This window comes from Erythrobacter sp. QSSC1-22B (genome assembly GCF_001678665.1).
Taxonomy (GTDB): Bacteria; Pseudomonadota; Alphaproteobacteria; order Sphingomonadales; family Sphingomonadaceae; genus Qipengyuania.
The window spans coordinates 64,403-86,924 of record NZ_LZRP01000009.1 but is presented as its reverse complement, the minus strand read 5'-3'; the positions used below and the strand labels follow the sequence as shown (position 1 = coordinate 86,924).

The 22,522-nt window shown below is 61.3% G+C and carries 28 protein-coding genes and 1 pseudogene; 17 read left to right on the top strand and 12 right to left on the bottom strand.

What is annotated here, in order from left to right; genetic code table 11:
- The first annotated feature begins 246 nt into the window (after positions 1-246).
- The 6 genes and pseudogenes from A9995_RS13980 (at position 247) to A9995_RS13960 (ending at position 4,932) form a co-directional block, all read left to right on the top strand.
- Positions 247-702 (top strand): hypothetical protein, encoded by a 456-nt coding sequence (locus A9995_RS13980; RefSeq protein WP_145916966.1) that lies wholly within the window; start codon positions 247-249, stop codon positions 700-702.
- Between the two features lie 134 nt (positions 703-836).
- A complete protein-coding gene (locus tag A9995_RS13975; RefSeq protein ID WP_145916965.1) occupies positions 837-1,409 on the top strand; it encodes a hypothetical protein in 573 nt (190 codons plus the stop codon).
- Positions 1,410-1,528: 119 nt separating this feature from the next.
- On the top strand, positions 1,529-1,714 hold the full coding sequence (locus A9995_RS13970; protein ID WP_067614076.1) for a hypothetical protein: 186 nt from the start codon (positions 1,529-1,531) through the stop codon (positions 1,712-1,714).
- Between the two features lie 48 nt (positions 1,715-1,762).
- Positions 1,763-2,011 (top strand): annotated as a pseudogene (locus tag A9995_RS16165) (hypothetical protein); the annotation flags it as partial.
- Positions 1,995-2,612: a hypothetical protein gene (locus tag A9995_RS16785; protein WP_145916964.1), complete on the top strand. Its 618-nt coding sequence runs from the start codon at positions 1,995-1,997 to the stop codon at positions 2,610-2,612. The pseudogene A9995_RS16165 and the gene A9995_RS16785, both read left to right, overlap by 17 nt.
- 1,489 nt (positions 2,613-4,101) lie before the next feature.
- Positions 4,102-4,932, top strand: a complete 831-nt coding sequence (locus A9995_RS13960; protein ID WP_145916963.1) for an alpha/beta hydrolase — start codon at positions 4,102-4,104, stop codon at positions 4,930-4,932.
- Between the two features lie 334 nt (positions 4,933-5,266).
- Here A9995_RS13960 and A9995_RS16155 read toward each other — a convergent pair whose 3' ends face one another.
- Both A9995_RS16155 and A9995_RS13955 read right to left on the bottom strand, forming a co-directional pair.
- A complete protein-coding gene (locus A9995_RS16155; RefSeq protein ID WP_082992739.1) occupies positions 5,267-5,452 on the bottom strand; it encodes a DUF1289 domain-containing protein in 186 nt (61 codons plus the stop codon).
- Positions 5,453-5,504: 52 nt separating this feature from the next.
- On the bottom strand, positions 5,505-5,840 hold the full coding sequence (locus A9995_RS13955; RefSeq protein ID WP_067614102.1) for a hypothetical protein: 336 nt from the start codon (positions 5,838-5,840) through the stop codon (positions 5,505-5,507).
- Between the two features lie 620 nt (positions 5,841-6,460).
- Between A9995_RS13955 and A9995_RS16780 the strand changes: the two genes are divergently transcribed.
- The 4 genes from A9995_RS16780 (at position 6,461) to A9995_RS17110 (ending at position 8,583) form a co-directional block, all read left to right on the top strand.
- Entirely contained in the window at positions 6,461-7,204 is a 744-nt protein-coding gene (locus tag A9995_RS16780; protein WP_067614071.1) for a PEP_CTERM-anchored TLD domain-containing protein, read from the top strand.
- A gap of 306 nt (positions 7,205-7,510) precedes the next feature.
- Complete coding sequence (locus A9995_RS17115; RefSeq protein ID WP_067614069.1) at positions 7,511-7,897, top strand: hypothetical protein; 387 nt, start codon at positions 7,511-7,513, stop codon at positions 7,895-7,897.
- Positions 7,898-8,082: 185 nt separating this feature from the next.
- Positions 8,083-8,403 (top strand): HPF/RaiA family ribosome-associated protein, encoded by a 321-nt coding sequence (locus A9995_RS13940; RefSeq protein ID WP_067614067.1) that lies wholly within the window; start codon positions 8,083-8,085, stop codon positions 8,401-8,403.
- 9 nt (positions 8,404-8,412) lie between these two features.
- Positions 8,413-8,583, top strand: coding sequence for a hypothetical protein (locus A9995_RS17110; RefSeq protein ID WP_168157405.1), 171 nt, complete (start codon positions 8,413-8,415; stop codon positions 8,581-8,583).
- 87 nt (positions 8,584-8,670) lie between these two features.
- Here A9995_RS17110 and A9995_RS17555 read toward each other — a convergent pair whose 3' ends face one another.
- On the bottom strand, positions 8,671-8,805 hold the full coding sequence (locus A9995_RS17555; RefSeq protein ID WP_255360160.1) for a hypothetical protein: 135 nt from the start codon (positions 8,803-8,805) through the stop codon (positions 8,671-8,673).
- Positions 8,806-8,927: 122 nt separating this feature from the next.
- On the opposite strand from A9995_RS17555, the gene A9995_RS13935 reads away from it, so the two are divergent.
- The 4 genes from A9995_RS13935 to A9995_RS13920 all read left to right on the top strand — a co-directional run bounded on the left by A9995_RS13935 (position 8,928) and on the right by A9995_RS13920 (position 11,376).
- Positions 8,928-9,509 carry a hypothetical protein gene (locus A9995_RS13935; protein ID WP_067614065.1) on the top strand — a complete coding sequence of 194 codons (582 nt, stop codon included), beginning with the start codon at positions 8,928-8,930 and terminating at the stop codon, positions 9,507-9,509.
- A gap of 193 nt (positions 9,510-9,702) precedes the next feature.
- Positions 9,703-10,296, top strand: a complete 594-nt coding sequence (locus A9995_RS13930) for a fasciclin domain-containing protein (protein ID WP_067614063.1) — start codon at positions 9,703-9,705, stop codon at positions 10,294-10,296.
- A 134-nt stretch (positions 10,297-10,430) separates the two neighbouring features.
- On the top strand, positions 10,431-10,886 hold the full coding sequence (locus A9995_RS13925; RefSeq protein ID WP_233998221.1) for a COG3650 family protein: 456 nt from the start codon (positions 10,431-10,433) through the stop codon (positions 10,884-10,886).
- Positions 10,887-10,923: 37 nt separating this feature from the next.
- Positions 10,924-11,376 (top strand): DUF3429 domain-containing protein, encoded by a 453-nt coding sequence (locus A9995_RS13920; protein WP_067614061.1) that lies wholly within the window; start codon positions 10,924-10,926, stop codon positions 11,374-11,376.
- Positions 11,377-11,555: 179 nt separating this feature from the next.
- Here the strand turns inward: A9995_RS13920 and A9995_RS13915 are convergent, their stop codons facing one another.
- The gene (locus tag A9995_RS13915) at positions 11,556-12,989 is read right to left on the bottom strand and encodes a S41 family peptidase (protein ID WP_067614059.1); all 1,434 of its coding nucleotides are present in this window, start codon (positions 12,987-12,989) and stop codon (positions 11,556-11,558) included.
- Positions 12,990-13,231: 242 nt separating this feature from the next.
- Between A9995_RS13915 and A9995_RS13910 the strand changes: the two genes are divergently transcribed.
- The gene (locus A9995_RS13910) at positions 13,232-13,813 is read left to right on the top strand and encodes a YbhB/YbcL family Raf kinase inhibitor-like protein (RefSeq protein ID WP_067614057.1); all 582 of its coding nucleotides are present in this window, start codon (positions 13,232-13,234) and stop codon (positions 13,811-13,813) included.
- Between the two features lie 71 nt (positions 13,814-13,884).
- On the top strand, positions 13,885-14,136 hold the full coding sequence (locus A9995_RS13905; protein ID WP_067614055.1) for an SWIB/MDM2 domain-containing protein: 252 nt from the start codon (positions 13,885-13,887) through the stop codon (positions 14,134-14,136).
- Between the two features lie 5 nt (positions 14,137-14,141).
- On the opposite strand, the gene A9995_RS13900 is transcribed toward A9995_RS13905, so the two are convergent.
- The 5 genes from A9995_RS13900 to dapD all read right to left on the bottom strand — a co-directional run bounded on the left by A9995_RS13900 (position 14,142) and on the right by dapD (position 16,427).
- Complete coding sequence (locus tag A9995_RS13900; protein WP_067614053.1) at positions 14,142-14,525, bottom strand: DoxX family protein; 384 nt, start codon at positions 14,523-14,525, stop codon at positions 14,142-14,144.
- A gap of 161 nt (positions 14,526-14,686) precedes the next feature.
- Positions 14,687-14,878 carry a DUF3008 family protein gene (locus tag A9995_RS13895; RefSeq protein ID WP_067614051.1) on the bottom strand — a complete coding sequence of 64 codons (192 nt, stop codon included), beginning with the start codon at positions 14,876-14,878 and terminating at the stop codon, positions 14,687-14,689.
- Positions 14,878-15,108 carry a DUF2945 domain-containing protein gene (locus A9995_RS13890; RefSeq protein WP_067614049.1) on the bottom strand — a complete coding sequence of 77 codons (231 nt, stop codon included), beginning with the start codon at positions 15,106-15,108 and terminating at the stop codon, positions 14,878-14,880. Before A9995_RS13890 ends, A9995_RS13895 begins: the two co-directional genes overlap by 1 nt.
- A gap of 98 nt (positions 15,109-15,206) precedes the next feature.
- Positions 15,207-15,515 (bottom strand): hypothetical protein, encoded by a 309-nt coding sequence (locus A9995_RS13885; RefSeq protein ID WP_067614047.1) that lies wholly within the window; start codon positions 15,513-15,515, stop codon positions 15,207-15,209.
- Positions 15,516-15,602: 87 nt separating this feature from the next.
- The gene (dapD, locus tag A9995_RS13880; protein WP_067614045.1) at positions 15,603-16,427 is read right to left on the bottom strand and encodes a 2,3,4,5-tetrahydropyridine-2,6-dicarboxylate N-succinyltransferase; all 825 of its coding nucleotides are present in this window, start codon (positions 16,425-16,427) and stop codon (positions 15,603-15,605) included.
- Positions 16,428-16,619: 192 nt separating this feature from the next.
- Here dapD and A9995_RS13875 point away from each other — a divergent pair, with 192 nt between their 5' ends.
- The gene (locus A9995_RS13875; RefSeq protein WP_067614043.1) at positions 16,620-19,022 is read left to right on the top strand and encodes a S8 family peptidase; all 2,403 of its coding nucleotides are present in this window, start codon (positions 16,620-16,622) and stop codon (positions 19,020-19,022) included.
- Here A9995_RS13875 and A9995_RS13870 read toward each other — a convergent pair.
- The 3 genes from A9995_RS13870 to A9995_RS13860 are packed head-to-tail and all read right to left on the bottom strand — an operon-like array spanning position 19,019 to position 22,508.
- Positions 19,019-20,089 carry a phosphotransferase family protein gene (locus A9995_RS13870; protein WP_067614041.1) on the bottom strand — a complete coding sequence of 357 codons (1,071 nt, stop codon included), beginning with the start codon at positions 20,087-20,089 and terminating at the stop codon, positions 19,019-19,021. The genes A9995_RS13875 and A9995_RS13870 overlap by 4 nt on opposite strands.
- Complete coding sequence (locus A9995_RS13865) at positions 20,089-21,174, bottom strand: Zn-dependent alcohol dehydrogenase (protein ID WP_067614039.1); 1,086 nt, start codon at positions 21,172-21,174, stop codon at positions 20,089-20,091. The genes A9995_RS13870 and A9995_RS13865 overlap by 1 nt, the downstream gene beginning before the upstream one ends.
- Positions 21,174-22,508 (bottom strand): acyl-CoA dehydrogenase family protein, encoded by a 1,335-nt coding sequence (locus tag A9995_RS13860; RefSeq protein ID WP_067614037.1) that lies wholly within the window; start codon positions 22,506-22,508, stop codon positions 21,174-21,176. Before A9995_RS13860 ends, A9995_RS13865 begins: the two co-directional genes overlap by 1 nt.
- Positions 22,509-22,522 lie beyond the last annotated feature (14 nt).

Below are 22,522 nucleotides of genomic sequence, written 5' to 3'. Positions count from 1 at the left end.
TATTTATGGGTCCGGACCCTAGTTATGATACCAGATAAATCATGGCGGGCCCTATACTCAACAAATGTTAGTTTCCCTCTAAAACCTACTTCGATGGGAAACATTCCCTGCTTTCCGCATAGGAAGACCATCAGAAATCAAAATAGGGGTGTAGTTATGAATAGGATGATCTTGGCAGGCGTCGCTGCGCTCACACTTACAGCTGTCCCCAGCGTAGCTCAGGACACCGCGGCGGGGGCATATGATATGAACACCTCGCAGCAGCAGATGTTTATGGAGTGGTCAGACGATAAGCGTATCGCGTATACGCGTTGGCCAACTCAGTTACAGCAATACTACTGGAGCCTTACCCCTCAGCAACAAACTGGGTGGTGGGTGCTTACCGATGATCAGCGCAACCGCATCTATGTAGCAGCGCCCCAGCAGAGAACCCAGGCATGGGCGGCGATCGCCTCTCAGATGGCGGGCGCCCCAGCCAGCCAAGCTCAAAATCCAGTTGGCGGATCGATGATGGCAAATGGCATCCAATGGGTGAGCAATCCAGTGGTCCAGCGCATTCCGCCGCCGCACCAGGGCGAATATCCCGTCTGCGAGAGCGATGCGGATGACAACTGCATGAACCCATGGGAGGCTGGATTGCGGGGTCCGAATGTTGAGCGGCCGCTCGGGTATTGGCCGGGTAAGCCTGCCAGCGAAATGTGAATACGACCGATCAGGTCAAACCACGTCGCGGTCTTCTCGGAGCTCCGAGCGCTAAACGATTAGTTTTCTTGCTCAATACAATCTGAGCTACGAACCCGCGGCTAATATTATTAACAACAGAAGGGGATTATGAAATGGCTGAGATTCCAGTTGAACGAAAAAGCAATTTGGCTTGGCTCTGGCTCTTGTTGGCTGTTCTCTTGATCGGACTACTCATTTGGTGGGCTACCGCCGGAGACGATGAAGAGGAATTGATCGTCGAAACCGAGATGGCCGAAGTCATAACGACGCCCCAAGTTGTGGGAACCGCGCCCGGCATATCGATCGGTGACATCCTCGGCGATCTCGGTCGCGACGATTTTCGCGCTGAAGTGACTGTGCCTGCCGACGCTGAAATGACCGATCGCGGCTTCTGGATCGAGGATGAAGGAGAGCGGCTCTACGTGATCCTCAATGACGGACCGATGGAAGAACCCGTGCACATCAATCCGGGCCAGACCCTTCGGATCGATCAGGGAATGCTGCGCGACCGCACATTCTTCCCCGATCTTCCTGGTCAACTTGATGCCACCACGGAGAACATCGCGGAGCAGCAGCCCATCTTCCTGGTCGTCGATGAAGACAACATCGAAATCCTCGAGGCTGGTATGCCCCAGCCAGGAACCCATCGTGCGCCAAGCGCGCCTCCCGTCGAGGGCAGCATGTAGTTCGGTTCTAAACCTCGAGTAGCGTTCTGAAGAAGCAACGTAGGGGGCTCGGCATGAGTCGAGCCCCCCTCATTTGACCCTCGAGCCTGCTTTCGGAGGTCTTATTTTAAAGATTTACGATGAAAATTGGTTTTGCATATATAGCTTGCTTCATCCTGCTGACCGCCTGCGGAGAGCCTGATGTCGTCGTCGTAGAGCCAATCGAAGAGGAGGGGGTTGGACAAGAGGTCATTTCTGGCGACGGAATTGACGCTCGCGAATCAGTTGACGAAGTGATCGTCTGTGATCCTGATGACGCCGATTGAGTCGAAGAAGTCCTGGACAAGGTTGAAGACATCTAACCTTGACCGAACGCCACATCGATCGCCGTCGAGATCATTCGCCGTAAACCCGATCAGCTCGGCTTCGCGGCTCAGGCGAGGCGCTGGTTCGTCGAACGCTTCTTCGCATGGATCAACCGAAACCGGGGCCTCGCCAGAGACTTCGAAGCCTCGATCGTATCGGCCAAAGCCTTCCTCGACGCCGCCTCCATCATGCTGTTCGTAAAGAGCAGGAGATGCCTTGCTCCCAACAAAGGAATATCCTGTGAAACTACGAAATAAATTGAAAAGTTTGCTCTTTGCGACCGCAGCGGTGTCGGTGACAATGGCAGCGCCGTCTGCGACTGCTCAATCCAATCCTGAGCGAACTGCAACGTTCGGCGGAACTCTGACTACGCTCAATAATAGCGGCGTCACCGGCACCTTTACGATTGAGCAAAAGGGACAGGGTCAAATCCGCGTAAATATACAAGCGACCGGACTGGGAGTGACTCCTGAGCCGCATGTGGCTCACATTGACTATCTAGAGAGCAACGAAGAGTCGATGTGCCCCACCATGGCGCAGGACGATGATGGTGACGGTTTTATTGAACTTGCCGAAGGCCTCCCAACCTACGGTCCCATTGTCGTTCCGCTCGGTGACATTGATCCTCACAACGATGGAGTGGTCAACTATTCGCAGACCTTCAACCTACAAAAATCGAGCACGTTTGACGAAGACTCAAACCTGAGCGAGCTACTTCCGCTCGAGCTTAGGGAAATCGTTATCCACGGCATGACCGTAGGAGCGATCGGAACTGGCACGCCCGGTGAAGTTGATGGAACTGCCGGTTACAAAGTGGTCCTGCCGGTGGCTTGCGGCGGAATCGACAAAACTTCCTAGACTGTCTCTAACGCCTGACAGCGATCCAATCTAATGCAGCGCCGCTGGTCGAATGACTGGCGGCGTTTTGCTGCGTAGGAAGAAGGTCTACTCTCCACCCAATTGTCATCATTCCCGGTGGCTCGCCACGATTATGAAACCGGTCAGGCTGCTTCCGCCCAAATTTCAGCAAAAGTTGCCTGTCGCGGAACGACCCATTTGCAGCCATTGGTTAGCGCCTTATGCTGAACTATGATGATTGAAAATCTGCTCTCAACTATTGAAGGGCTGCTCGCGATTGGGTTTGCGTGTGGCCTGCTCGTTGGGGTGTTGCCACGATGGGGCAAATTCGGATGTTTTGTCCTCTTGGCGGTGCCGATCGCAATGATTTTCTATACAGCTTGGTGGCAAGGCCAGCACCCCGAAGCCCTTCGATCCACAAGCTCGCTGGACTTCTTCTGGGGTCCGCTTTGGCCTAGCCTAGGTGCAATCGCCGGATTGAGCGTTGGCACGATACTAAGAGGCTATCTGCAAAGGCCATAGCGACAGCGTCAGCTAACCACCCCACTTTGAGCCGTCCCCGGTGGTCGTCCAAGACCCCAAAACCGGTCATGCGGCTATGGCCCGGATTGCGTCAAAAGCCGCAATTCAGGTGCCTACTCAACAGCAGACTGGCAGGTCGCATAGCGGGATTGTAAAAACAGTCCGGCAGCAGCCGATCCAAGAGCCGGAAGTTTCTCGTTTCGGAGTGGCTTCTCAAGCTGCTGCGCGGTTGGCTGAAGGTAAAGTTTGCAAGTAAGCGTGGCTTTGCTTGCGAAAAAATCTTGACCACCATGTACTCATATTCTCAGTATTGGCATTAAATGCTCAAGGACATTAATTGTGATGCAAAGCCGACCCTCAATTAGGATAAGGTATGCGGCAGTGAATCTGCCCAATGTGCGGGACCGGTACGCCCAATACATTGAAATTTGGGACATTGTAAGTCGGCTTGGTAGTGTGAATCGAATTGAACGGTTCAATGAGCTAAGGGGACGGCTAGGCCATCGGTCCAGAGGGGCTCCAGTGGGTTTGGAGTATTGCCGTATAGAGCTTGCAGAAATGTGCCGCCGAGGTTTTCTGGTTCGAGTGAAAGATGACAGCTTTGCGTAGGTCTGCCCACTTTCAAGCCTATTCAATAGCTGCGTCGATGGTTTTTGGGCGGGTTGCTGGCGTTAGCCATCACATACCTGTTCCTGCAAACTAGCTCCCGTTTCTTTCTTGTGCCTTAGTATAAGGATGGTGGGAATGGGAGTTGGCTGTCCGATGCCCTGATAAGGATTTTGTCCGCAGCTGGATTGGTTGCTGCAGCATGGGCATTGGCGGCGGCAAGCCGGGTGACCCTGAAACGATTATAGAATGTCCGCTTTCCACCCCAATATCCGACATTTCCGAAGGGCAGTGAGCGCAAGAATTTGGAATTTCCAGTCGCGAGGCTATGGATACAAAAACTAGGATGGGGAGTAGGTTGGTGATCAAATTTTTCCTGAGTGCTTTTGTAATCGCGTTTCTGAACGCGGCGGCGCTCGCCCATGACCGCACTTACGAAATCGAAACCGATGGGCAAAAAGAAACGATATTCGTCTGGGATGCGCATGGTGAAACGAAGGGAGTAGTTCTGTTTGGCCATGGTTGGGGCGGCCAGCCTGCCAATTATGCTCGGCTCATCGACGGCTGGACAGATCTTGGCTTCACCGTCGAGGCACCATTGAACCTGGATAGCGATGCCCATCTGCGTCACGCATCCCTGCCGCCCGTAGGTATGCCGCGGATGGTCGCGATCGTCGGACAAAGAATGGAGACGCTGCTTAGCTTGCGTGAGGCTGCGAAGGAGCGTGGACTGCCTGTCGTGCTAGCTGGACATAGCTTTGGCGGCTTTGTCGCCATGAGCCACGGAGAGGGGAAATGGTTTGAAGGCCCCTTAGAAGGACCTGAGCCTGCTGCGGTGATCGCGTTCTCCTCACCCGGAGCTTTGCCGCCGTTGGTCTCGGACGCGACCTACTCATCACTCGATGTGCCATTCATGATGGTGACGGGAACGAATGATTCTACCGGGACAAGCATGCCGACGTGGGAGGTCCACCGGTTTGCATTCGATCGGAGCAACCCGGGCGACAAATATCTCGTCGTCGTCGTCGAGGGTGGGCATAATTTAGATGCACTCGATGACGAGGAGCTCGCGCAGCCGATTATCACTTGGTCTGGCAACTTCCTTTCCGCTTACGCTTCAGCCGATGCTAGCGCCAAAGCGGCCCTTGCAAGCGACCCTATAGAGGGCCGAATTACTGTTGAGCGGCGCTGAAAACTGACGATCCAATACCCTGGTCGATTATCTTGTGTCACCCAAACCAAGCGTTCCTGTGCGCTCGCTTCCGATTGCCATTTTGACGATCACCTAAGTCCGACCGTGTCCAATGCTAAACGGCTGGATAATGCCTCATGGCACTTAAAGAAGACTGTCTGCTTCCCACCCCAATGTCGGACATTCGAGCCGCGACGAGTGTTGCCGGAAAGCGGACTGACGGCTTGCTGCGATCCTGTTCCAAAATCCGCCTGTCCGCAAACGACCCAATTGCAGACTGCCGGGTGTCCTGACATTATGCAGATCTGTTAAGGATCCCGCACCCCACCTCATTTCAAACGGCGGGTGGCGAGACATTACTTACCACGGCAATACGGTGGGCCAGCTCAGCGAGGATCCGTAGCTTCCGCTCCCTTGATGCCTTGGGCCACTCTGCTATTTCATCCAGGGTTCTTCCACAGCCGGTGCAGAAACCGGTTGGCCGATCAATCTGGCAGATTTGATTGCAGGGCGACTTCATGTTCGAAAAGCAACCATGACCGCCGGTTAGAGGCAAGCAAATTGGTGTTCGATCAAGCTGCCTGTTGATCGAGCTCAGGGAACAACGGCAAAGCCTTTGGCGGCTGAGGTTCCACGACGTTGGCATCGTACACAGAGGCAGATACCCATCGCACCAGCCCTTCAAGAACAACGCTTTCGCCGTAGAATTTGACGAGCCCAGCACCTTCTCTAGCCACCTTCCAACCACACCGTAGGTTGTGATCGTATGTGCCCTGCAAAAGCGTACCATCGCTGAACCCAATGAAGAACCGGTCGTCGTCCTCAAACGGCACCATCAGGACAGTCTCGAGGTCGCCAGTTACGGCCAGGCGCGCGCTATCGGGAATTGGTTGGATCGTTACGGCCATCACAGAATCACCTTTACTATCGGAGAACATAAGCAGAACACCGAGAAATGGAAAGGATTGCGTTGCCGAGGCTACCGGTTGCGCCGGAGTGGGCGGCAGAAGCCCGTTTGAGAAGGCCAATCAGGGGTCGGAAGTGAACTGCTTCACTTTCACCGGAAGGTTCTTGCCTTTGGTCCGGCGGGAAGGAATCTGGACCGGATTCTTCTTCTTCCATTCTGCCCGGGTCATTGGGCTAACTGGCGTCTGAACGATCGTCTCATCTGTTGACATGCAGGAACCATCGCAGGTTTGCGGTTGGTCCGCCTATCAGACTTTAACCGACGAGAGCAGACGGTTTTTAGCGGTCCAAACGAACGCATCTCGTGGAGCACGCTTGGACTCCACCTCTATAAACAATGTAATTGCGTTCAAGAACTTACTCAAAATTAGCATGTCGAACGCCATGTTGCAGACTTTCGTAAAGATATTTTTGTCACGGAGACGTTTCAAAAAAGGACAGCAACCCATTTTTGCATTGCAAAGAGTGACCTGTACGTCCAGTTTAGAAATTCAAGCGACGCACGCCCTGAGGCGCAAGGCCCGGTTTGGCGAGAAAATTTAATTATTTGGGGGAAAATAGTATGCGGAAGTCACTGCTGACGCTTTTCGGTTTGTGTAGCTTGTCGTTCGTTGCGCCTGCACATGCGGCGTCTATAATTGGTACCAGCGATCTTATGGATTCTCAAGACGCTGACACCATTGCGGGTCAAATAGGGGGTGGGGTCAATACCTTCACTCTTATTTACGATTGGCAGGGAGCCAATAACATCGGCACGGACTTCCGTGCGGCTGTTGGTAATACAGCGCAGACTATCTCGATTTTCAGGGTCATCTCGAACGGGAATGAGTATATTTTTGGCGGATACAATTCGTCTGACTGGGGAACCAACCCGCCTTCTTACAAGTCGGCGGCTGGATCCTTCCTTTTTAGCCTTAATTCAGGTGAATTTTATACCCTTCCAGGCGCGGCAGATTTTGGAAATACTTCTCAATTTGCGATATACAACCAAAGAACCTATGGGCCGACATTCGGAGGGGGACATGATCTCTACATTAGTGACTACGGCTTCGGCTCTTCAAACCTTGGCTATTCCTACGGGAATGGGCAGGCTGGCTTTTACGGTACTAACGCTGCTCGAAATGCTTTGGCTGGAACCCAAACGTTCAATATAAGCGACATGGAAGTTTTTGCTGCTTCGACCAGCTCAATAGGCGCTGTGCCCGAACCCGCAACCTGGGCGATGATGCTGCTTGGCTTCGGCTTTGTCGGCGGCGCGTTGCGCGCCTCTAAGCGCAGACAGAAGCTCACGGTTTCTTACGCCTGATCCGCTTCGCTCAGGTTTGGCAAGACGCCGCTGGTCGAGAGACTGGCGGCGTTTTGATTTCGGGCAGGAGGTCGGCTTGCCACCCCAATAGTGGACACCACAGTCGGATGCCAAATCTGCCAAAAGCGGACGGTCTGCTAGATCCGATCTCCCAAGAAGGAACACTTCAAAATTGCCGCGAGTGGTCTAGCCATCGCCCCGGCGCAGCTATCGGCCTTTCCCCTCCCGCAACGGGAGAGAGCGGCGGCCCTCCCGCCAGCAGAATCCATTTTCCTACAGACCCCCATCTGTGGCTTGTCCTCCCGGATGACCCGCCCCGATCCAGACTCGCCCGCCACGCCCCCCGCGCCGCGCCCCGATGCCGACTATCGCTGGACCTCCGCCAAGGCGGCGGCCTTTCTCGGGGCGCTGGCGGCTTGCGGCAAGGTCGCGGCGGCGGCGCGTGCGGTGGGGATGACGCGGCAGTCGGCCTATCGGCTCAGGGCGCGCGCGCCGCTGGTGGCGCAGGCCTGGCCGCTGGCGCTCGCCGCGGGGCGGGAGCGGGGGCAGGAGTGGCGGCAGGCTCGCGGGCGGGGCAAGGCGCAGGGGAGGGGAGGCGCGCCACCGGGTTGCTCTGGGCAAGGCCACCCTTCGCAAGGTTACGTTTCGCAGGGCGCCAGCGTGCAAGGTGACACAACGGGCGCGGCAAGGTGACGCTTCCCCGCCCCCAAGACGACGCTTTTTGCCCGCAAGGCGACACAAAACGCGCTTTTTCGCAGCGTCCCTGTCCAATGTGTCAGCCGGCGGCTATCGCCCGTCGCAACCCGACACCGGGGAACCGGCCCGGCCGCTCCCCGGTTGATCCGGCAACCCTGCAACAACGGAGCACACCCGCCCTTATGGATATCCAGTTCAACACCGACAATTCGCTCTCCAACGTCTCGGGCGTCGCCGAGCGGGTCGAGGCGCATCTGCGCGAACGGCTCGGCCGGTTCGACGACCGGCTGACCCGGCTCGAAGTGCATGTCGGCGATACCAACGGCCCCAAGGGCGGGCCCGACGACATCGCCTGCACCATCGAGGCACGGCCTCGCGGCGGCGCGCCGCTGAGCGCGAGCGGCTCGGCGGGTGAACTCGATGCAGCGGTGCGCTCGGCCTCGTCCAAGCTCGTCACCGTGCTCGATCGCCATTTCGGCAAGTCCGAACGGCACGGGCGCTGAGCGCGGGCGATGGCTGATTTCTATCTCAAGGCGCTCGAATCCGAACGCAAGAAGCTGTGGGCGACCTGTCGGCTGAAAGGCCTGCCGCGCGATTCGATGGAACGCCAGCGGATCGCGATGATCGACGAGGACATCGCGGCGCATAAGGCTAAGCAGGCGAAAGGGTCGGCGAAGGGATGAGCAGGAGGTGAGCGCGGGGCTGGCCGGTAGCGGCCAGCCCACGACCCCGACTAGCCGGGGTTCGGCAGCGGGGCTCGGAAGTCGGGCTCAGCCGTTCTTCATGTTATCCAGTCCCTTGATCCCGCCGGGCTTGGTGCTGGGGTTGGAGGCGTTCTGCTTGGGGCCCTTGTCGGCCTTGGGCTTGCGCGTCTCGCGGCTCTTCTTCTGTTGGCCCTTGGCCATGGCTCGTTCCAATCGGGCGGAATGCCCGGCGCGCTTCTACGCCGCTTCGCTGGGCAAGTCACAGGAAACCGTCAGGAAATGAGCGCGCGGGAACCGGACAGGCCAAGGAGCGCTTCGACTTGATGAAACACTATGCGCTTCTCCTCCCGCTTGCTCTCGCCGTGACCGCCTGCTCACCCGAAGCTGAGGAGCCGGTCGCCGACGAGACCACGGTCGCGACTGCCGAACCCGCGGCTCTGGAACCCGCCGCGACACCTGAACCCGCCGCGAGCGCGGACGCCAACACGCTCACCCTCGCGGGCCTGGGCGACCTGCGCATCGGCGAGCCGGTCCCCGCGGGCAGCAGCTTCGCCTCGCGCGGCGCGCAGATCCCCGGCACCACCTGCCGCACCGTAAGTTCGCCCGACTTTCCCGGGGTCCACGCCATGACCGTAGACGACGAGGTCCGCCGCATCACCCTGTCGGACGAGTCCGAGGTTGCGCTGGTCGAGGGCATCGGTGTCGGCGCCACCGAGGCCGAAGTGCGCGCCGCGTTTCCCGGTTTCGAGGAAAGCCCGCACCAATATCTCGCCGCGCCGGGCAAATATCTCACCCAGCCGGGCGAGGACCCGCGGCTCCATTTCGAGATCGCTGCCGACGAGACGGTCAGCCTGATCCATGTCGGGGCGCTGCCCGAGCTGATCTGGGTCGAGGGCTGCGCGTGAAAAGGTGAGACTGAGCACTTGGCTAAAAAATTCCAGAAGCTTTCCCGCGACTTAACGAGAGTTTCAAAGAGCGATCGCCTTAATCTCGCCCTTTTCGGAACCATGCCATGTTTGAGCCGTATTTGGGTCGAGGGCGCGGGTCACGCCCTGAAACTGGCGAACCGCGCCACCCTCGAAATAAGGAATTAATTACATGAACAAGTTCACCATAGCCCTCGCCTCCGCCGCCTCGCTGGCGATCGTCGCCTGCGCCGAAGAGCCGGCCGATAACACTGCGATGGACGATGCCGCGATGGCCGACCAGATGGCCAATGATGACGCCGCGATGGTTGGCGAAACCGCCAACATCGTCGAAGTCGCGCAGGGCAACCCCGACTTCTCGACGCTGGTTTCGGCCGTGACCTCGGCCAATCTGGGCGAGACGCTTTCGGGCCCCGGTCCCTACACCGTGTTCGCTCCGACCAACGCCGCCTTCGAAAAGATCCCGCAGGCGACCCGTGACGAACTGATGAGCGAAGCCGGTCGTGAAGACCTCACCGGCATCCTCACCTATCACGTCGTCGAAGGCGAAACGATGGCAGCCGCTCTGACCGCGGCGATCGAAGGCGCGGGCGCAGGTGGTTATGAAATCACCACCGTAAACGGCGCCACGCTGACCGCCACTCTGGTTGACGGCAATGTGGTGCTGACCGATGCGGCGGGTAACACCTCGACCGTAACCGGTACCGATGTCGACGCGTCGAACGGCGTGATCCACTCGATCGATACGGTTCTGATGCCCGCCTAACCGGCGCTCACAACGTAACGACGAAAAGATGACAACACGGGCGGGTCCTGCTTTGGCAGGGCCCGCCTCTTGCGTTTCGGTCGAGGTCGGGACAATCGCGGCAGACATGGACAGACCACGAGCAAGGAACCGGCATGGCGACTGATTGCAAACTTCGCGGTTCGCGCAACTGGCACCGGCTCGCGCTTGCAACGCTTCCGCTGCTGCTCGCCGGATGCCAGAACGGGACGGACTCCGAACGCTCCACGGAGCCTTACGACGGCATCGCCGCCGACGAGACCATCCGCTTCACCGGAACCGAGCCCTTCTGGGGCGGGGAAAGCGCGGGCGGAACTCTGACCTACAGCACGCCGGAGACCATCGATGGCCGCACCATCTCGGTCGAACGCTTCGCCGGCAACAACGGGTTGTCGATCGCAGGCGAACTCGACGGGGCTGCGTTCGATCTGGTGGTGACCCCGGGCGATTGCTCCGACGGGATGAGCGACCGGACCTACCCCTTCGTCGCCACGCTGCAGATCGGCGAAGAGACGCGCTTCGGTTGCGCCTGGACCGATCGCCGTTCGTTCGAGGGCAGCGAGGCACCATGATGGCGCACGACGATGCGCCGATGATCGAGTGCGCGGCATGAGAGCCGTTCCCGACCTTCCCCGCTGGCTAGGCCTGGCGGGCCTGTTGCCGCAGATCGGTCTGGTTGCCGCGCTTTATGCAGGACCGCCGGAATGGCACGAGCCTGCGGCTCTGCTCGCCTATCTCTACGCCGGACTGATCTTTGCGTTTCTGGGCGGAACCTGGTGGGGAATTGCTGCCTGCGCCCCTGCCGCTCACCGCCGCCGGACTCATGGCTGGGTATGGATCGCGGGGGTGCTGCCCAGCCTCATCGCCTTTGCCGGTCTGACTCCACTACTGCTCGGTGCGCTGCCAATCGAACCCTCGCTGGTCGCTCTGGGTGGGGGGCTCCTCATCAGTCCCGCAGTCGATGCGCGGCTCGGCGCGCTGGCGCCGCGCTGGTGGATGGGGCTGCGATTGCCGCTTTCGCTGGGGCTAGGCGCGCTGACGATCGCCGCTGCGCTGGCCTAGCCCTGTCGCAAGACCCCGGCCCGATCCAGCTCGGGGCGCAACCGCCAGTCGTCCACAGCCACCAGAGCGGTTTGGTCGCCAAGCCCGCGCCTTCCGAAAAGGTCATTGCCGCCGCGGTTGTGGAAATGGAGGGCCGCGGCGAGCAGGCACGCCCGCTCGCCGTCCAATAATCTGGACGATCAGAACAGCCCGGGCACCTCGCGCTGCGCTGCGGTCGGTCGATCCGGCTGGAGCAACACCCTGCGGTCGCCGACGCTCTGCACGCCGCGCTCCACCCCGCTGGCGATCGCCGTGCAACTGCGTCCGGCGAGAAAGTCGAGCGCCACGCTGACCGAGGCTTCGGCGGGATCGCCCAACTGGTTCAGGATTCCGTCGTTGGCCGCGCAAGTGTTGGGCATGACCGAGGCAAGCCCGGTAAAATACTCGCCCTGATCGGCGGCATTGGTGGTCTTGAAGGCGGTCACCCGGAAGCGGTCGTCGCAGGCCGAGCGGTCGAAGGCGAACTGCCCGACCGGCTTGCCGAAGGTGTTGGTGCCCACCAGCGCCAGATTGGTGCCGAGATAGGGGATGAAGGAATTGGTGACGAGTTCGCTCGCCGAAGCGGTGCCGCCGCGGCCGATGACTGCGACCCTGCTCGCCGCGATAGCCTCCGGCTGGGCCTGGAACAGATCGACCTCGTTCTCCGCGGATTTTGACGGACGCAGGATCGTCTTGCTGAAGACCTGGCCCTGCCGCCCATCCGACATCAGATCGCCGAGCAATTCCGCCACCGAGACAAGTCCGCCGCCATTATAGCGCAGATCGAGGATGACCCTGGTAATTCCGGCAGTGCGGAACTGCTGGAACGCGGCACGCAATTGCGGTCCGGCGTCCTGGACGATGAACGTGCGCAGGTTGATGTAGCCGACCTGCTCGGTTCCGTCGTTGAGGATCCTCACCCCGTAGCGATCGGAGATGGGATCGAGCGAGAATTCGCTCTTGGCGATGGTCGCGCTGCGCTCCACCCCGGCAACGTCGCGAAAGCCCAGCGTCCGGCTGACGCCCGGGTCCGAGGGGCCAAGCGCCTGAATGACGGCTTGCGGCCCGCCCGATGCCATCAGACTGGCTACCGCGGTGCCATTGATCGACAGGAGCTCGGTCCCGCGGTCGATCCCGACGGGAAGCGCAGGTGCGTTCTCGAAGGATTCGAGCACGAACACGCGGTTGGCCGCAGTGTCGTAGCTAAGCCGAATGCCGAAACCGGCGTTCGAACCGCTGTTGATCAGCGCGGTCTCTTCCCGGATCGAGGTGATGTAGGTGAAGAACCTGTCTTTCGATTGCGCGCGGGCCGGTGCGACCAGCGCGTCGATATAGCTCTGAACATCGGTGAACGAGGCCGGATTGACGCCGGCGGCGAGCAGTTCGGGGAAGAGATACCATTCGTCGAGCACCTCGCGGACGAACTGTTGGCGATTGGCAAGCGAACAGGGATCGCTCGCGGTACCGCCGCCCGAGGTCCCCGGCGTTCCGCCGCCTCCGCCCGTCGTCGGTGCACTCGGAGCACTGCCCCCGCCTCCGCAAGCGGCGAGCGAGAAGGCGAGCGTAGCGGATAGCAACGTACGAGCGATGGTCATGGGAGCGACTCCGGGAAGATGGTGGCACAATGCCGTAACGAGGCCAGGGCATCCCGGCGGTCGTGCAAGCGACTCCCGAGCGCCATCTTTTGTGCCAAACACCGGAGGGCTAGGCAAGTTCGCGTTGCGTTCGCGACCAGATGTGCGCGATTCCGGGCAAAAACCGTGCATATTCGCCTGCAAGGCATGGTTTCATGGCAAGAGGACGCCCACAAGGGACGGATGAATCGAAGGAATTTTGCATGAGTGACGCTGCGTGGCTGGATAGCGCAGTTGGTGGACCCAAGCCTGCGGGGGACCTGGTTATTGCCCGGGTAGGCTCGCAACAGACGTTGGGCCGGTCCGGCTTCTCCTTGAAGAGCCCGGCGTTCGAGCACGGCGGCGAGCTGGATCCCAGCTTCACCGCCTGCGAGGAGGCTTCGGTCGCCCCGCCGCTGGAATGGACCGCGCCGCCGCCGGGTTCGCAGGAGCTCGTCCTCATCGTCGAGGATCTCGACGGACCCGACGACAAACCCAATCTGCACTGGCTGGTCTGGGGTCTGGCGCCGCAGCGTGGCAAGCTGCTCGAGGGGGAGGCACCGCCGCGCACCGGCAAGAACGCGCTGGGCAATTCCGAATGGCTGCTGCCCAATCCGCCGATCGGCCAGGAACACCGTTATGTGTTCCAGCTGTTCGCGCTCGATCTGCCACTGACCACAATGCCCGGGGCAAAGCTCGATCAGCTGTTCAAGCAGATCGAGGGTCATGTAACGGCCTGTGCGGTGCTGACCGGACGGTTCGAAGGCCACGAGGTCGAGGACTGGGATATCGCTGACGACGTTTGAGAAGAATACCCGGAAGGCCGGCGAGCCGGCCTCCGGGCATACAAGCAAGACTGACTGAGAAAGGAACTACAATGGCTGGTAAGAACAACGCCCTTCAGAAACCCGTGACACTGACTCCCGAACTGGAGAACGTGGTCGGCAAGGGTCCGATGACCCGCGCCCAGGTGACCTCGAAGATATGGGAGCACATCAAGGCGCACGATCTGCAGGATTCGAAGGATCGTCGCATGATCAACCCCGACGACAAGCTCAGCGCCGTAATCGGCAAGGAGCAGATTTCCATGTTCAAGATGACGGGCGCCGTCTCGAAGCACATGAGCTGAACGGGTTACCGGCGGCGGAAGGGCCAGTCCACGACGCCGCCGGTCCACAGCGCTAGCCACACCAGCAGCGGCTGCGCGAACATCCGCGGGATGTGATAGAAAAGGCCGAGCCCGCCATCGGTGCGCGCCATATCGAGCGCGAAATGGTTGATGTTGGCGGGGAAGACGAGGATCGCGTAGAGCGCCAGTCCTGTCCCGCCTGCATGGCGCAACCTTTGCGACCATGGCTGTGCCAGCGCAGCGGCGCCAAGCAGTTCGGCGATACCTGTCCAGAAGACCATGGCGTCCGATTGCCACACCCACCCGGGCATGATCTGCAAGAAGGGTTCGGGCGCGGCGAGGTGCAGATACCCGGCGACGGCGTAAAACGCAGCCAGAATCCAGCGCATGATCGGGCGAACAGTCAGAACCGCCAACCAATCCGGCGGATGCTGGCGCGCAGATCGAGCCGTTTGGTCTTCCAGCAGGGTCCTATGGCTGCGTTGCGATGCATGTCCTCACCCACTTCGCGCCTCAGGCCCATGACCGCGAGCCAAACTCCCCTGGCCCGTCAATCATCCTCGTCGACATGTTCGGGCAGCCCATCGAGCTCGGTCGAGGCATAATCGTCCAGCTCGGCCTCGGACATGGAATCATACATCTGCCGCGATGCTCCCTGAAGGTCGGAGACCTTGGTGTCCCCGCGCTTGGCCGATAGGGCAGCGCCAGCGGCGCGTTGCTGCGCTTTGGATTGCGCGGGCATTATTGCGTATCCGCTTCGAGTTCGCTGCCGCGTTTGAGCACCTGGTCGCCATCGTCCTGCTTGATCAGGTAAGCGGGGTTGTCGCTATCGCCGTGTTTGGTGATTTCGCTACCCTGCAAGGTCCGGGTGACCTCACGCTCGAAGCGCTCCTCGATCTGGCCGGCTCCGGTGCCATTGCCCCAGTTCCATTGGACGTATTGTCCGGTCTGAAAGCTGTTGGGATTGCTCATTTGGGATCTCCGCTTGGTGCAGAAAATCAATCCTTCTGCCGCGCCCGGGGTTCCAAAAAGCCACAACCCGATTGTTCAGGCATTTGCAGGCAGCGCGATCAATTGTCGATCGTGTCGAGCGGCGTTTCAGGCTCTTCGCCGGGCGATTCCATCTCGGTCACTTCTTCGCCGATGATGGAATCGGTCTGATTGCCTTCGTCGTCATCGGTGGCGGATTCGATCGAGCCACTCATCGTGGCCTCTTTCTCGACATCGCCCTGTGTTGCCGCGCCGAACATCCAGATGGCCGACAGCAGCACGATTGCCGCCAGCAGGCTGACGACCAGCACCCAACGAACCACGCCTTCTTTCGACCCGCCGCTGGCTTCGGTCTCCGAGACGTGAACTTCGTTACCATCGTTGTGCATTGGAATTCGCTCCTGCTTTCGTCATCGGTGCGTACCGGCTTTATCCTACGCAGACCATGCCAACAATGTTCCCTTTGGCGGTCGCCGTCAATCGCGCAGCAGTTCGTTGATCGCCGTCTTCTCGCGCGTCTGGGCATCGACCGTCTTGACGATCACCGCGCAGCCAAGCGAAGGTCCGCCGTCGGCGGCAGGCAGGGTGCCGGGCACCACCACCGAATAGGGTGGCACCGCACCGCGCGTTATTTCGCCACTCGCCCGGTCGACGATCTTGGTCGACTGGGTGATGAAGACCCCCATCGCCACGACCGCGCCTTCGCCGACGATCACCCCCTCGACGATCTCCGATCGCGCGCCGATGAAGCAATTGTCGCCGATGATCGTGGGGTTGGCCTGCATCGGCTCGAGTACGCCGCCGATCCCTGCGCCCGCCGAGATATGGCAGTTCTCGCCGATCTGGGCGCAAGATCCGATCGAGGCCCAGGTGTCGACCATGGTGCCCTTGCCGACATAGGCACCGATGTTGACGAAGCTGGGCATCAGCACGCAGCCCGGTGCGATATAGGCGCCCTGCCGGGCAATGGCCCCCGGCACCACGCGGAAACCGGCTTGTGCGAAACGCGCATCGTCCCAGCCGGCAAATTTGCTCGGCACCTTGTCAAAGGCCGGATGCCCCGCAGAGCCGCCTTCCATGATGCGGTTCTCGTTGAGCCGGAAAGACAGCAGCACCGCCTTCTTGAGCCACTGGTTGACCGTCCAGCCGCCCTTGCCATCGGGCTGCGCCACGCGCGCCTCGCCGCTGTCGATCAGCGCCAGCGCAGCATCGACCTGTTCGCGCACCGCGCTGCTCTGGGGTGTAATCGCGGCGCGATCTTCCCAGGCCTGTTCGATAGCGGCGGCGAGTTTCTGGGTCATTGCGGGCCCTGTCCTTGATCGGTGGAATGTCGGGCGTGCTGTTAGGGGGCAGGGCGGCAGCGGGCAAGTCGCTAGCTTCGCATCCGTTCTTTGCGCGGCTGACTTTGCGCGGGCTGTTAAATCCGGCGACCCCCGCCGTTAACCGACCCGCCATATCTTCGTCTATAAGTTGGAGGTCGAAAGGGTATGCAAATGTCGACCGGTTCAAGATACTCCAACATCCTTCGCGCCGGGGCTGCGCTGGCTCCGCTCGCCCTGCTGGCAGCATGTGGCGGTGGCGGTTCGGGCGGTATATCCAGTACTCCGACGCCTCAGCCTACCCCCACGCCAACACCGACGCCTACTCCGACTCCCACACCGACCCCCAGCCCGACACCGCCGCCGACCACGAACTTCGATACCGAGGAATTCCGGCTTTCGGACGGACCCGACCAGCACGGCGCGGTCAGCGCATGGACGAAAGGGGCGACCGGCGACGGCTCGCTTATCGCGATCATCGATACCGGGATCGACAGCGACAGTCCGGAATTCGTCGGCAGAATTCATCGCGATTCCCGCGACGTCGCAGGCAATCGAGGGTTCGAGGCCGAGGACGACCACGGCACCAATGTCGCGCTGGTAGCCGCAGCGGCGCGCGACAATTCCGGCGTGTTGGGCATCGCTTTCGACGCGAATCTGCTCGTGCTCCGCGCCGATCGGGTCGGGAGTTGCGGAACGGATACGCCCGAGGACACGACGCTGGGCTGCAGTTTCTTCGACAACGACATCGCCACCGGGATCGATCAGGCGGTGAGGTCGGGCGCCACGGTGGTCAATCTCAGCCTGGGAGGTGGCAACCCCGGCGCCCAGGTGCTGGCGGCCGTGGCGCGCGCATCTGCGGCGGGCGTGGTCATTGTTGTGGCTGCGGGCAATGCCGGAGACGGTAGCACGAGCGGGGTGGACCCCGCCGAGCCGACCGATTTCGCTCGCGGGGTGCGCGAGGCCGGCGGCGACAATGTCATCATCGTCGGATCGATCGACGAGGGCTTCCAGCTGTCGAGCTTCAGCCAGCGCGCAGGCAGCCAGACGCAATGGTATCTCGCCGCGCGCGGCGAACGCATTTGCTGCGTCTACGAGAACGGGGAGGTCTTTGTCGGGCAGGATGCCGACGGCAGGTTTCGCCTGCTGTTTTCCGGGACCAGTTTCGCGACTCCGCAGGTCGCGGGTGCAGTGGCCCTGCTCAAACAGGCATTCCCCAATCTGACCGGGCGGCAGATCGTCGAGATATTGCTCGATTCCGCGCGAGATCTTGGCGAAACCGGAGCCGACAGCACTTATGGCCGCGGCAGTCTCGACATCGCCGCCGCCTTTGCGCCCAGTGGAACAACTACGCTCGCGGGGGGCACCGCGGTGATCCGCATCGGCGAGACCGCCGCCATCGGGTCGGCAGCAATGGGCGATGCCTTTGCCGCACCGCAGAACCTGCAGGGCGTCCTGCTCGACCAGTATCGCCGCGCCTATCAGTTCAACTACGGCACCGGGCTGCGCGGCGCGGTGCCCGATTTCAAGCTTCATGGTGCGCTTCAGCAGGACCGCCGACATCTGGCGGTGGGTAGCGAGGCGTTCTCGCTGGCGTTCACCGTCGGTGAGCGGCGGTTCGATGCGCAGAGCACCATGGCCCGAGAACTCCATCTCTCGAGCAGCGATGCCGAAGGCGCCCGGGTCCTGGCTGCCCGCATGCTGGCGCGGATCGCTCCGGACATGGAGGTCGGTTTTGCCTTACGCGAAGGCGCTCAGGGCCTGACCGCGCAATTGCAGGGCATGCGGCGGCCCGCCTTCCTCATCGCACGCGACGCAGCCGGCGATATGGGTTTCGCCACCAGCAGCGACGCAGGCTTTGCCCTGCGCAGGCAAATCGGTGACTGGGGCCTGACAGCGGGCGCGGAGACCGGCGAGGCCTGGCTCGGCAATTACCGCGACGGGCGGGACATGCTTCGCGGCCCGCGTGAAAGGTACGCCACGCGGAGCTTTGCCGTTGCTGCGGATCGCAGGCTAGGACCGCTCGATACCGTGTTCGGCCTTACCTGGCTGCAGGAGGATGCGACCCTGCTCGGCGCTTTTCTCAATGAAAGCTTCGGCGCCAGCGGTGCCGACACGCTGTTTCTCGACACTGCGACCGCGATCGACCTTTCGGCAGGCTGGCAGCTGGGGGCGAGCTATCGTCACGGCTTCACGCGTCCCCGGCAAAGTGGGCTGGTCGGCGCAGGTTCGGGATTCCAGAGCAACGCCTGGTCGCTCGACCTGTCGCGTGGCGATCTGTTCACCAGCGGCGACAGCTTCGGCCTGCGTCTCGCGCAGCCGCTGCGGGTGACCGGCGGCGGGATCGATGTGCTGCTGCCGGTGAGCTACGACTATGCGACCGAAACTGCCGGTGTTGGAACGCGCCGCCTCTCGCTCAGCCCCACGGGGCGCGAGACGGTGGGAGAGGCAAGCTGGCGCGGACCGTTCGCAAGCGGCCAGGCCAGCGCCAGCATCTACTACCGCACCGATCCCGGCCACTATGCCACCGCGCCCGACGATACAGGCGTCGCGATCAGCTGGCGAAAGGGTTTCTAGGCAGGCATCCCCGCCTGCAGCGCGAATTCATGCGCGCGCTGGACCAGCGGGACAACGCGTTCGCTCATCTGCTTGGCGTGCGAGGATGACGCCGTGCCGTCGATCACCCGCTTCTTGATGCCCTGCATGATCCCGGCGAGCCGGAACAGATTGTAGGCGAAATACCATTCCATCGGCGGGACCGGGTAGCCGGTGCGCGCGACATAGCGCTCCACCGCCTCGTCCTGGGTCGGAATGCCGAGCGCGGCGAGATCGAGCCCGAGCAGCCCGGCACGGCCATCGGCGGGATTGTGCCAGTTGAGCATGAGATAGCTGAAATCCGCGATCGGATCGCCCAGCGTCGACAGCTCCCAGTCGAGCACCGCCAGCACCTTTGAGGCATCCTTCTCGAAGATCAGATTGTCGAGCCGGTAGTCGCCATGGACCACCGAGGATTCATGCTGCGGCGGGATGGTCTGGGGCAGCCATTCGATCAGCCGGTCCATCTCGGGAATGGTGTCGGTTTCGGACAGTTTGTACTGCTTGGACCAGCGGCCGATCTGGCGGGCGCAGTAATCCTGCGACTTGCCGAAATCGCCCAGTCCGATGGCGTCGGGATTCTGGAGGTGGAGATCCGCCATGGTGTCGATCATCGAATTGTAGATCGCCCGGCGCTCCTCGGGGCTGCTGCCGGGCAGCGCGCCGTTCCACAGGCTGCGCCCGTCGGCGAGACCCATGACGAAGAACATCGCACCCACGACCTCGCGGTCTTCGCACAATCCGTAGGTCCGCGGCACCGGGAAGCCGGTGGGTCCGAGCGCCGCCATCGCCTTGTATTCGCGATCCACCGCATGCGCGCTGGGAAGCAGCTTGCCGAAGGGCTGGCGGCGCAGGACATAAGACTTGTTCGGCGTGTCGATCCGATAGGTCGGGTTGGATTGCCCGCCCTTGAACTTGGAATATTCGATCGGCCCCGCGAAGCCCTCGACATTCGCGGCGAACCATTGCGTCAGCCGCTCGAGATCGAGCTTGTCGTTGTCGGCCACTTCGACGGTGCCGACCATCTCCTTGTCGAAATCGATATCCATCAGTCGAACACGATCACGCTGCGTGCGGAATGACCATTGCGCATGGTGTCGAACCCCTTGTTGATATCTTCCAGCGCGATGCGCTCCGAGATGATCGTGTCGAGATCGAGCAACCCGCGCATGTAGAAATCCACCAGCCGCGGCAGATCGACCGGGAAGTGGTTCATCCCCATGATCGCGCCTTGCAGTTTCTTGCCGCTGAGCAGATCCATGGCACCAAGGCCGACCTTGCAGTCGAGCGGCATCATGCCGAGGATCGTGGCGGTGCCGCCGCGGCGCAGGATCTTCACCGACAGATCGGCGCTGGCCTGGCGCCCGACCGCCTCGATCGCGTGATGGACACCGGTGCCGCTGATCTTCATCACCTGCTCGACCGCGTCCTCGGCCATGGCATCGACCACATGGGTCGCGCCGAGCACCTTGGCGAGTTCGCGCTTTTCCGCGATCGGATCGAGCGCGATGACCTGGCCCGCGCCGGCAATCCGCGCTGCGTTGATCGCGGCAAGCCCGACGCCGCCACAGCCAATCACGGCGACCGACTCACCGGGCACCACTGAACAGGCGTTGAAAATCGCACCCGCCCCCGTCGTAACCGCGCAGCCGATTATAGCCGCCCGGTCGAGCGGCATTTCCTTGTCGATCGCGACGCAGGCATGCTCGTGGATCAGCATCTGTTCGGCAAAGGCCGAGAGGTTGAGCATCTGCGCCACCGTCTCGCCGCCATTGCGGGTGATGCGCGGGCTCTGCGCTTGCCGGCGGCGGGTGTCCGCCCCGAGGCAGAGCGCCATGCGCCCGGTGACGCAGAACTCGCAATGACCGCAGAAGGCCGACAGGCAGGTGACGACATGGTCACCCGGCTTGACCGTCCTGACTTCGGAACCGACCGCGCGAACGACGCCCGCCGCCTCGTGCCCCGGGATCGCCGGCATGGCGTGCGGATAGGCACCGTCGATGAAGTGCAGATCCGAATGGCACAGCCCGCAGGCCTTGGTGTCGATCAGCACTTCGTGCGGCAGCGGATCGGCGAGTTCTACCTCGCCGATCGTGAGCTTGCCGACAGTCTCGAGAATCGCAGCTTTCGCCATTAGCGGGTTGCCCCCATGTCGCCTGAGCTGGGACGGTTGTCGTTGCGGGCCGGGCCCTTGCCATCGCGCAATGCGTTGGCGCTGGGGCCTTCCTGCGGAGCGTGCTTGGCGAATTCCATCCGCGCGATCGAGCGGGCGTGGACCTCGTCGGGTCCGTCCGCCAGCCGCAGGGTGCGCTGATGGGCATAGGCGTTGGCGAGACCGTAATCGTCGGACACGCCGCCGCCACCATGCGCCTGGATGGCATCGTCGATGATCTTGAGCGCCATATTGGGTGCCTGAACCTTGATCATGGCGATTTCCTGCTTGGCGTTCTTGTTGCCGACCTTGTCCATGATGTCGGCGGCCTTGAGGCACAGCAGGCGGGTCATGTCGATGTCGATCCGGGCGCGCGCGACGCGCTCCTCCCAAACCGAATGCTTGTAGATCGGCTTGCCGAAAGCTTCGCGTTCCTGCAGCCGGCGGCACATCTTGGCGAGCGCTTCCTCGGCGACGCCGATGGTGCGCATGCAGTGGTGGATACGGCCCGGGCCGAGGCGCCCTTGCGCGATTTCGAAGCCGCGCCCTTCGCCCAGCAGCATCGCCGAGAGGGGAACGCGCACGTCCTTGAGCTCGACCTCCATATGCCCATGCGGGGCATCGTCGTAGCCGAACACCGGCAGGTGGCGCAGGATGTTCACACCCTTGGCGTCGTTGGGCATCAGGATCATCGACTGCTGCGCGTGACGCCCGGCATTGGGGTCGGTCTTGCCCATCACGATCGACACCTTGCAGCGCGGATCGCCGAGGCCCGATGACCACCATTTGCGGCCGTTGATTACGTATTCGTCGCCATCGCGCTCGATGCGGGTCTCGATATTGGTGGCATCCGACGAAGCGGTGAAGGGCTCGGTCATGAGGAAAGCAGAGCGGATCTCGCCGTTCATCAGCGGGGTGAGCCACTGGTCTTTCTGCTCAGCCGTACCATAGCGATGGAACACTTCCATGTTGCCGGTGTCGGGTGCGGAGCAGTTGAAGACTTCGGAGGCAAAGCCGATCTTGCCCATTTCCTCGGCGCACAGCGCGTATTCGAGATTGGTCAGGCCCGGACCTTCGAAGTCGTAGGTATCGTCGACATGGTGGTGGCCGTCGTTGCGCGGCGGCATGAACAGGTTCCAGATGCCCTGGTCCTTGGCCTTGGCCTTGAGCTCCTGCACCACCGGGATCACCTTCCAGCGATCGCCCTGGGCATCCTGTTCGCGATAGGTCGGAACCGCGGGGCGGACGTGGTTTTCGATGAAATTCCTGACTCTGTCGCGCCAGTAGGCCTGCCGTTCGGTGGGTTCGAAATCCATATCCACTTTCCTCT

What these genes read in the sequence shown, in the direction of transcription:
- A9995_RS13980 (WP_145916966.1), top strand. Translation starts at nt 247, where the DNA reads ATGAACACCTCGCAGCAGCAGATGTTTATGGAGTGGTCAGACGATAAG.
- A9995_RS13975 (WP_145916965.1), top strand. Translation starts at nt 837, where the DNA reads ATGGCTGAGATTCCAGTTGAACGAAAAAGCAATTTGGCTTGGCTCTGG.
- A9995_RS13970 (WP_067614076.1), top strand. Translation starts at nt 1,529, where the DNA reads ATGAAAATTGGTTTTGCATATATAGCTTGCTTCATCCTGCTGACCGCC.
- A9995_RS16155 (WP_082992739.1), bottom strand. Translation starts at nt 5,452, where the DNA reads ATGAAGTCGCCCTGCAATCAAATCTGCCAGATTGATCGGCCAACCGGT.
- A9995_RS13955 (WP_067614102.1), bottom strand. Translation starts at nt 5,840, where the DNA reads ATGGCCGTAACGATCCAACCAATTCCCGATAGCGCGCGCCTGGCCGTA.
- A9995_RS16780 (WP_067614071.1), top strand. Translation starts at nt 6,461, where the DNA reads ATGCGGAAGTCACTGCTGACGCTTTTCGGTTTGTGTAGCTTGTCGTTC.
- A9995_RS17115 (WP_067614069.1), top strand. Translation starts at nt 7,511, where the DNA reads ATGACCCGCCCCGATCCAGACTCGCCCGCCACGCCCCCCGCGCCGCGC.
- A9995_RS13940 (WP_067614067.1), top strand. Translation starts at nt 8,083, where the DNA reads ATGGATATCCAGTTCAACACCGACAATTCGCTCTCCAACGTCTCGGGC.
- A9995_RS17110 (WP_168157405.1), top strand. Translation starts at nt 8,413, where the DNA reads ATGGCTGATTTCTATCTCAAGGCGCTCGAATCCGAACGCAAGAAGCTG.
- A9995_RS17555 (WP_255360160.1), bottom strand. Translation starts at nt 8,805, where the DNA reads ATGGCCAAGGGCCAACAGAAGAAGAGCCGCGAGACGCGCAAGCCCAAG.
- A9995_RS13935 (WP_067614065.1), top strand. Translation starts at nt 8,928, where the DNA reads ATGAAACACTATGCGCTTCTCCTCCCGCTTGCTCTCGCCGTGACCGCC.
- A9995_RS13930 (WP_067614063.1), top strand. Translation starts at nt 9,703, where the DNA reads ATGAACAAGTTCACCATAGCCCTCGCCTCCGCCGCCTCGCTGGCGATC.
- A9995_RS13925 (WP_233998221.1), top strand. Translation starts at nt 10,431, where the DNA reads ATGGCGACTGATTGCAAACTTCGCGGTTCGCGCAACTGGCACCGGCTC.
- A9995_RS13920 (WP_067614061.1), top strand. Translation starts at nt 10,924, where the DNA reads ATGAGAGCCGTTCCCGACCTTCCCCGCTGGCTAGGCCTGGCGGGCCTG.
- A9995_RS13915 (WP_067614059.1), bottom strand. Translation starts at nt 12,989, where the DNA reads ATGACCATCGCTCGTACGTTGCTATCCGCTACGCTCGCCTTCTCGCTC.
- A9995_RS13910 (WP_067614057.1), top strand. Translation starts at nt 13,232, where the DNA reads ATGAGTGACGCTGCGTGGCTGGATAGCGCAGTTGGTGGACCCAAGCCT.
- A9995_RS13905 (WP_067614055.1), top strand. Translation starts at nt 13,885, where the DNA reads ATGGCTGGTAAGAACAACGCCCTTCAGAAACCCGTGACACTGACTCCC.
- A9995_RS13900 (WP_067614053.1), bottom strand. Translation starts at nt 14,525, where the DNA reads ATGCGCTGGATTCTGGCTGCGTTTTACGCCGTCGCCGGGTATCTGCAC.
- A9995_RS13895 (WP_067614051.1), bottom strand. Translation starts at nt 14,878, where the DNA reads ATGCCCGCGCAATCCAAAGCGCAGCAACGCGCCGCTGGCGCTGCCCTA.
- A9995_RS13890 (WP_067614049.1), bottom strand. Translation starts at nt 15,108, where the DNA reads ATGAGCAATCCCAACAGCTTTCAGACCGGACAATACGTCCAATGGAAC.
- A9995_RS13885 (WP_067614047.1), bottom strand. Translation starts at nt 15,515, where the DNA reads ATGCACAACGATGGTAACGAAGTTCACGTCTCGGAGACCGAAGCCAGC.
- dapD (WP_067614045.1), bottom strand. Translation starts at nt 16,427, where the DNA reads ATGACCCAGAAACTCGCCGCCGCTATCGAACAGGCCTGGGAAGATCGC.
- A9995_RS13875 (WP_067614043.1), top strand. Translation starts at nt 16,620, where the DNA reads ATGTCGACCGGTTCAAGATACTCCAACATCCTTCGCGCCGGGGCTGCG.
- A9995_RS13870 (WP_067614041.1), bottom strand. Translation starts at nt 20,089, where the DNA reads ATGGATATCGATTTCGACAAGGAGATGGTCGGCACCGTCGAAGTGGCC.
- A9995_RS13865 (WP_067614039.1), bottom strand. Translation starts at nt 21,174, where the DNA reads ATGGCGAAAGCTGCGATTCTCGAGACTGTCGGCAAGCTCACGATCGGC.
- A9995_RS13860 (WP_067614037.1), bottom strand. Translation starts at nt 22,508, where the DNA reads ATGGATTTCGAACCCACCGAACGGCAGGCCTACTGGCGCGACAGAGTC.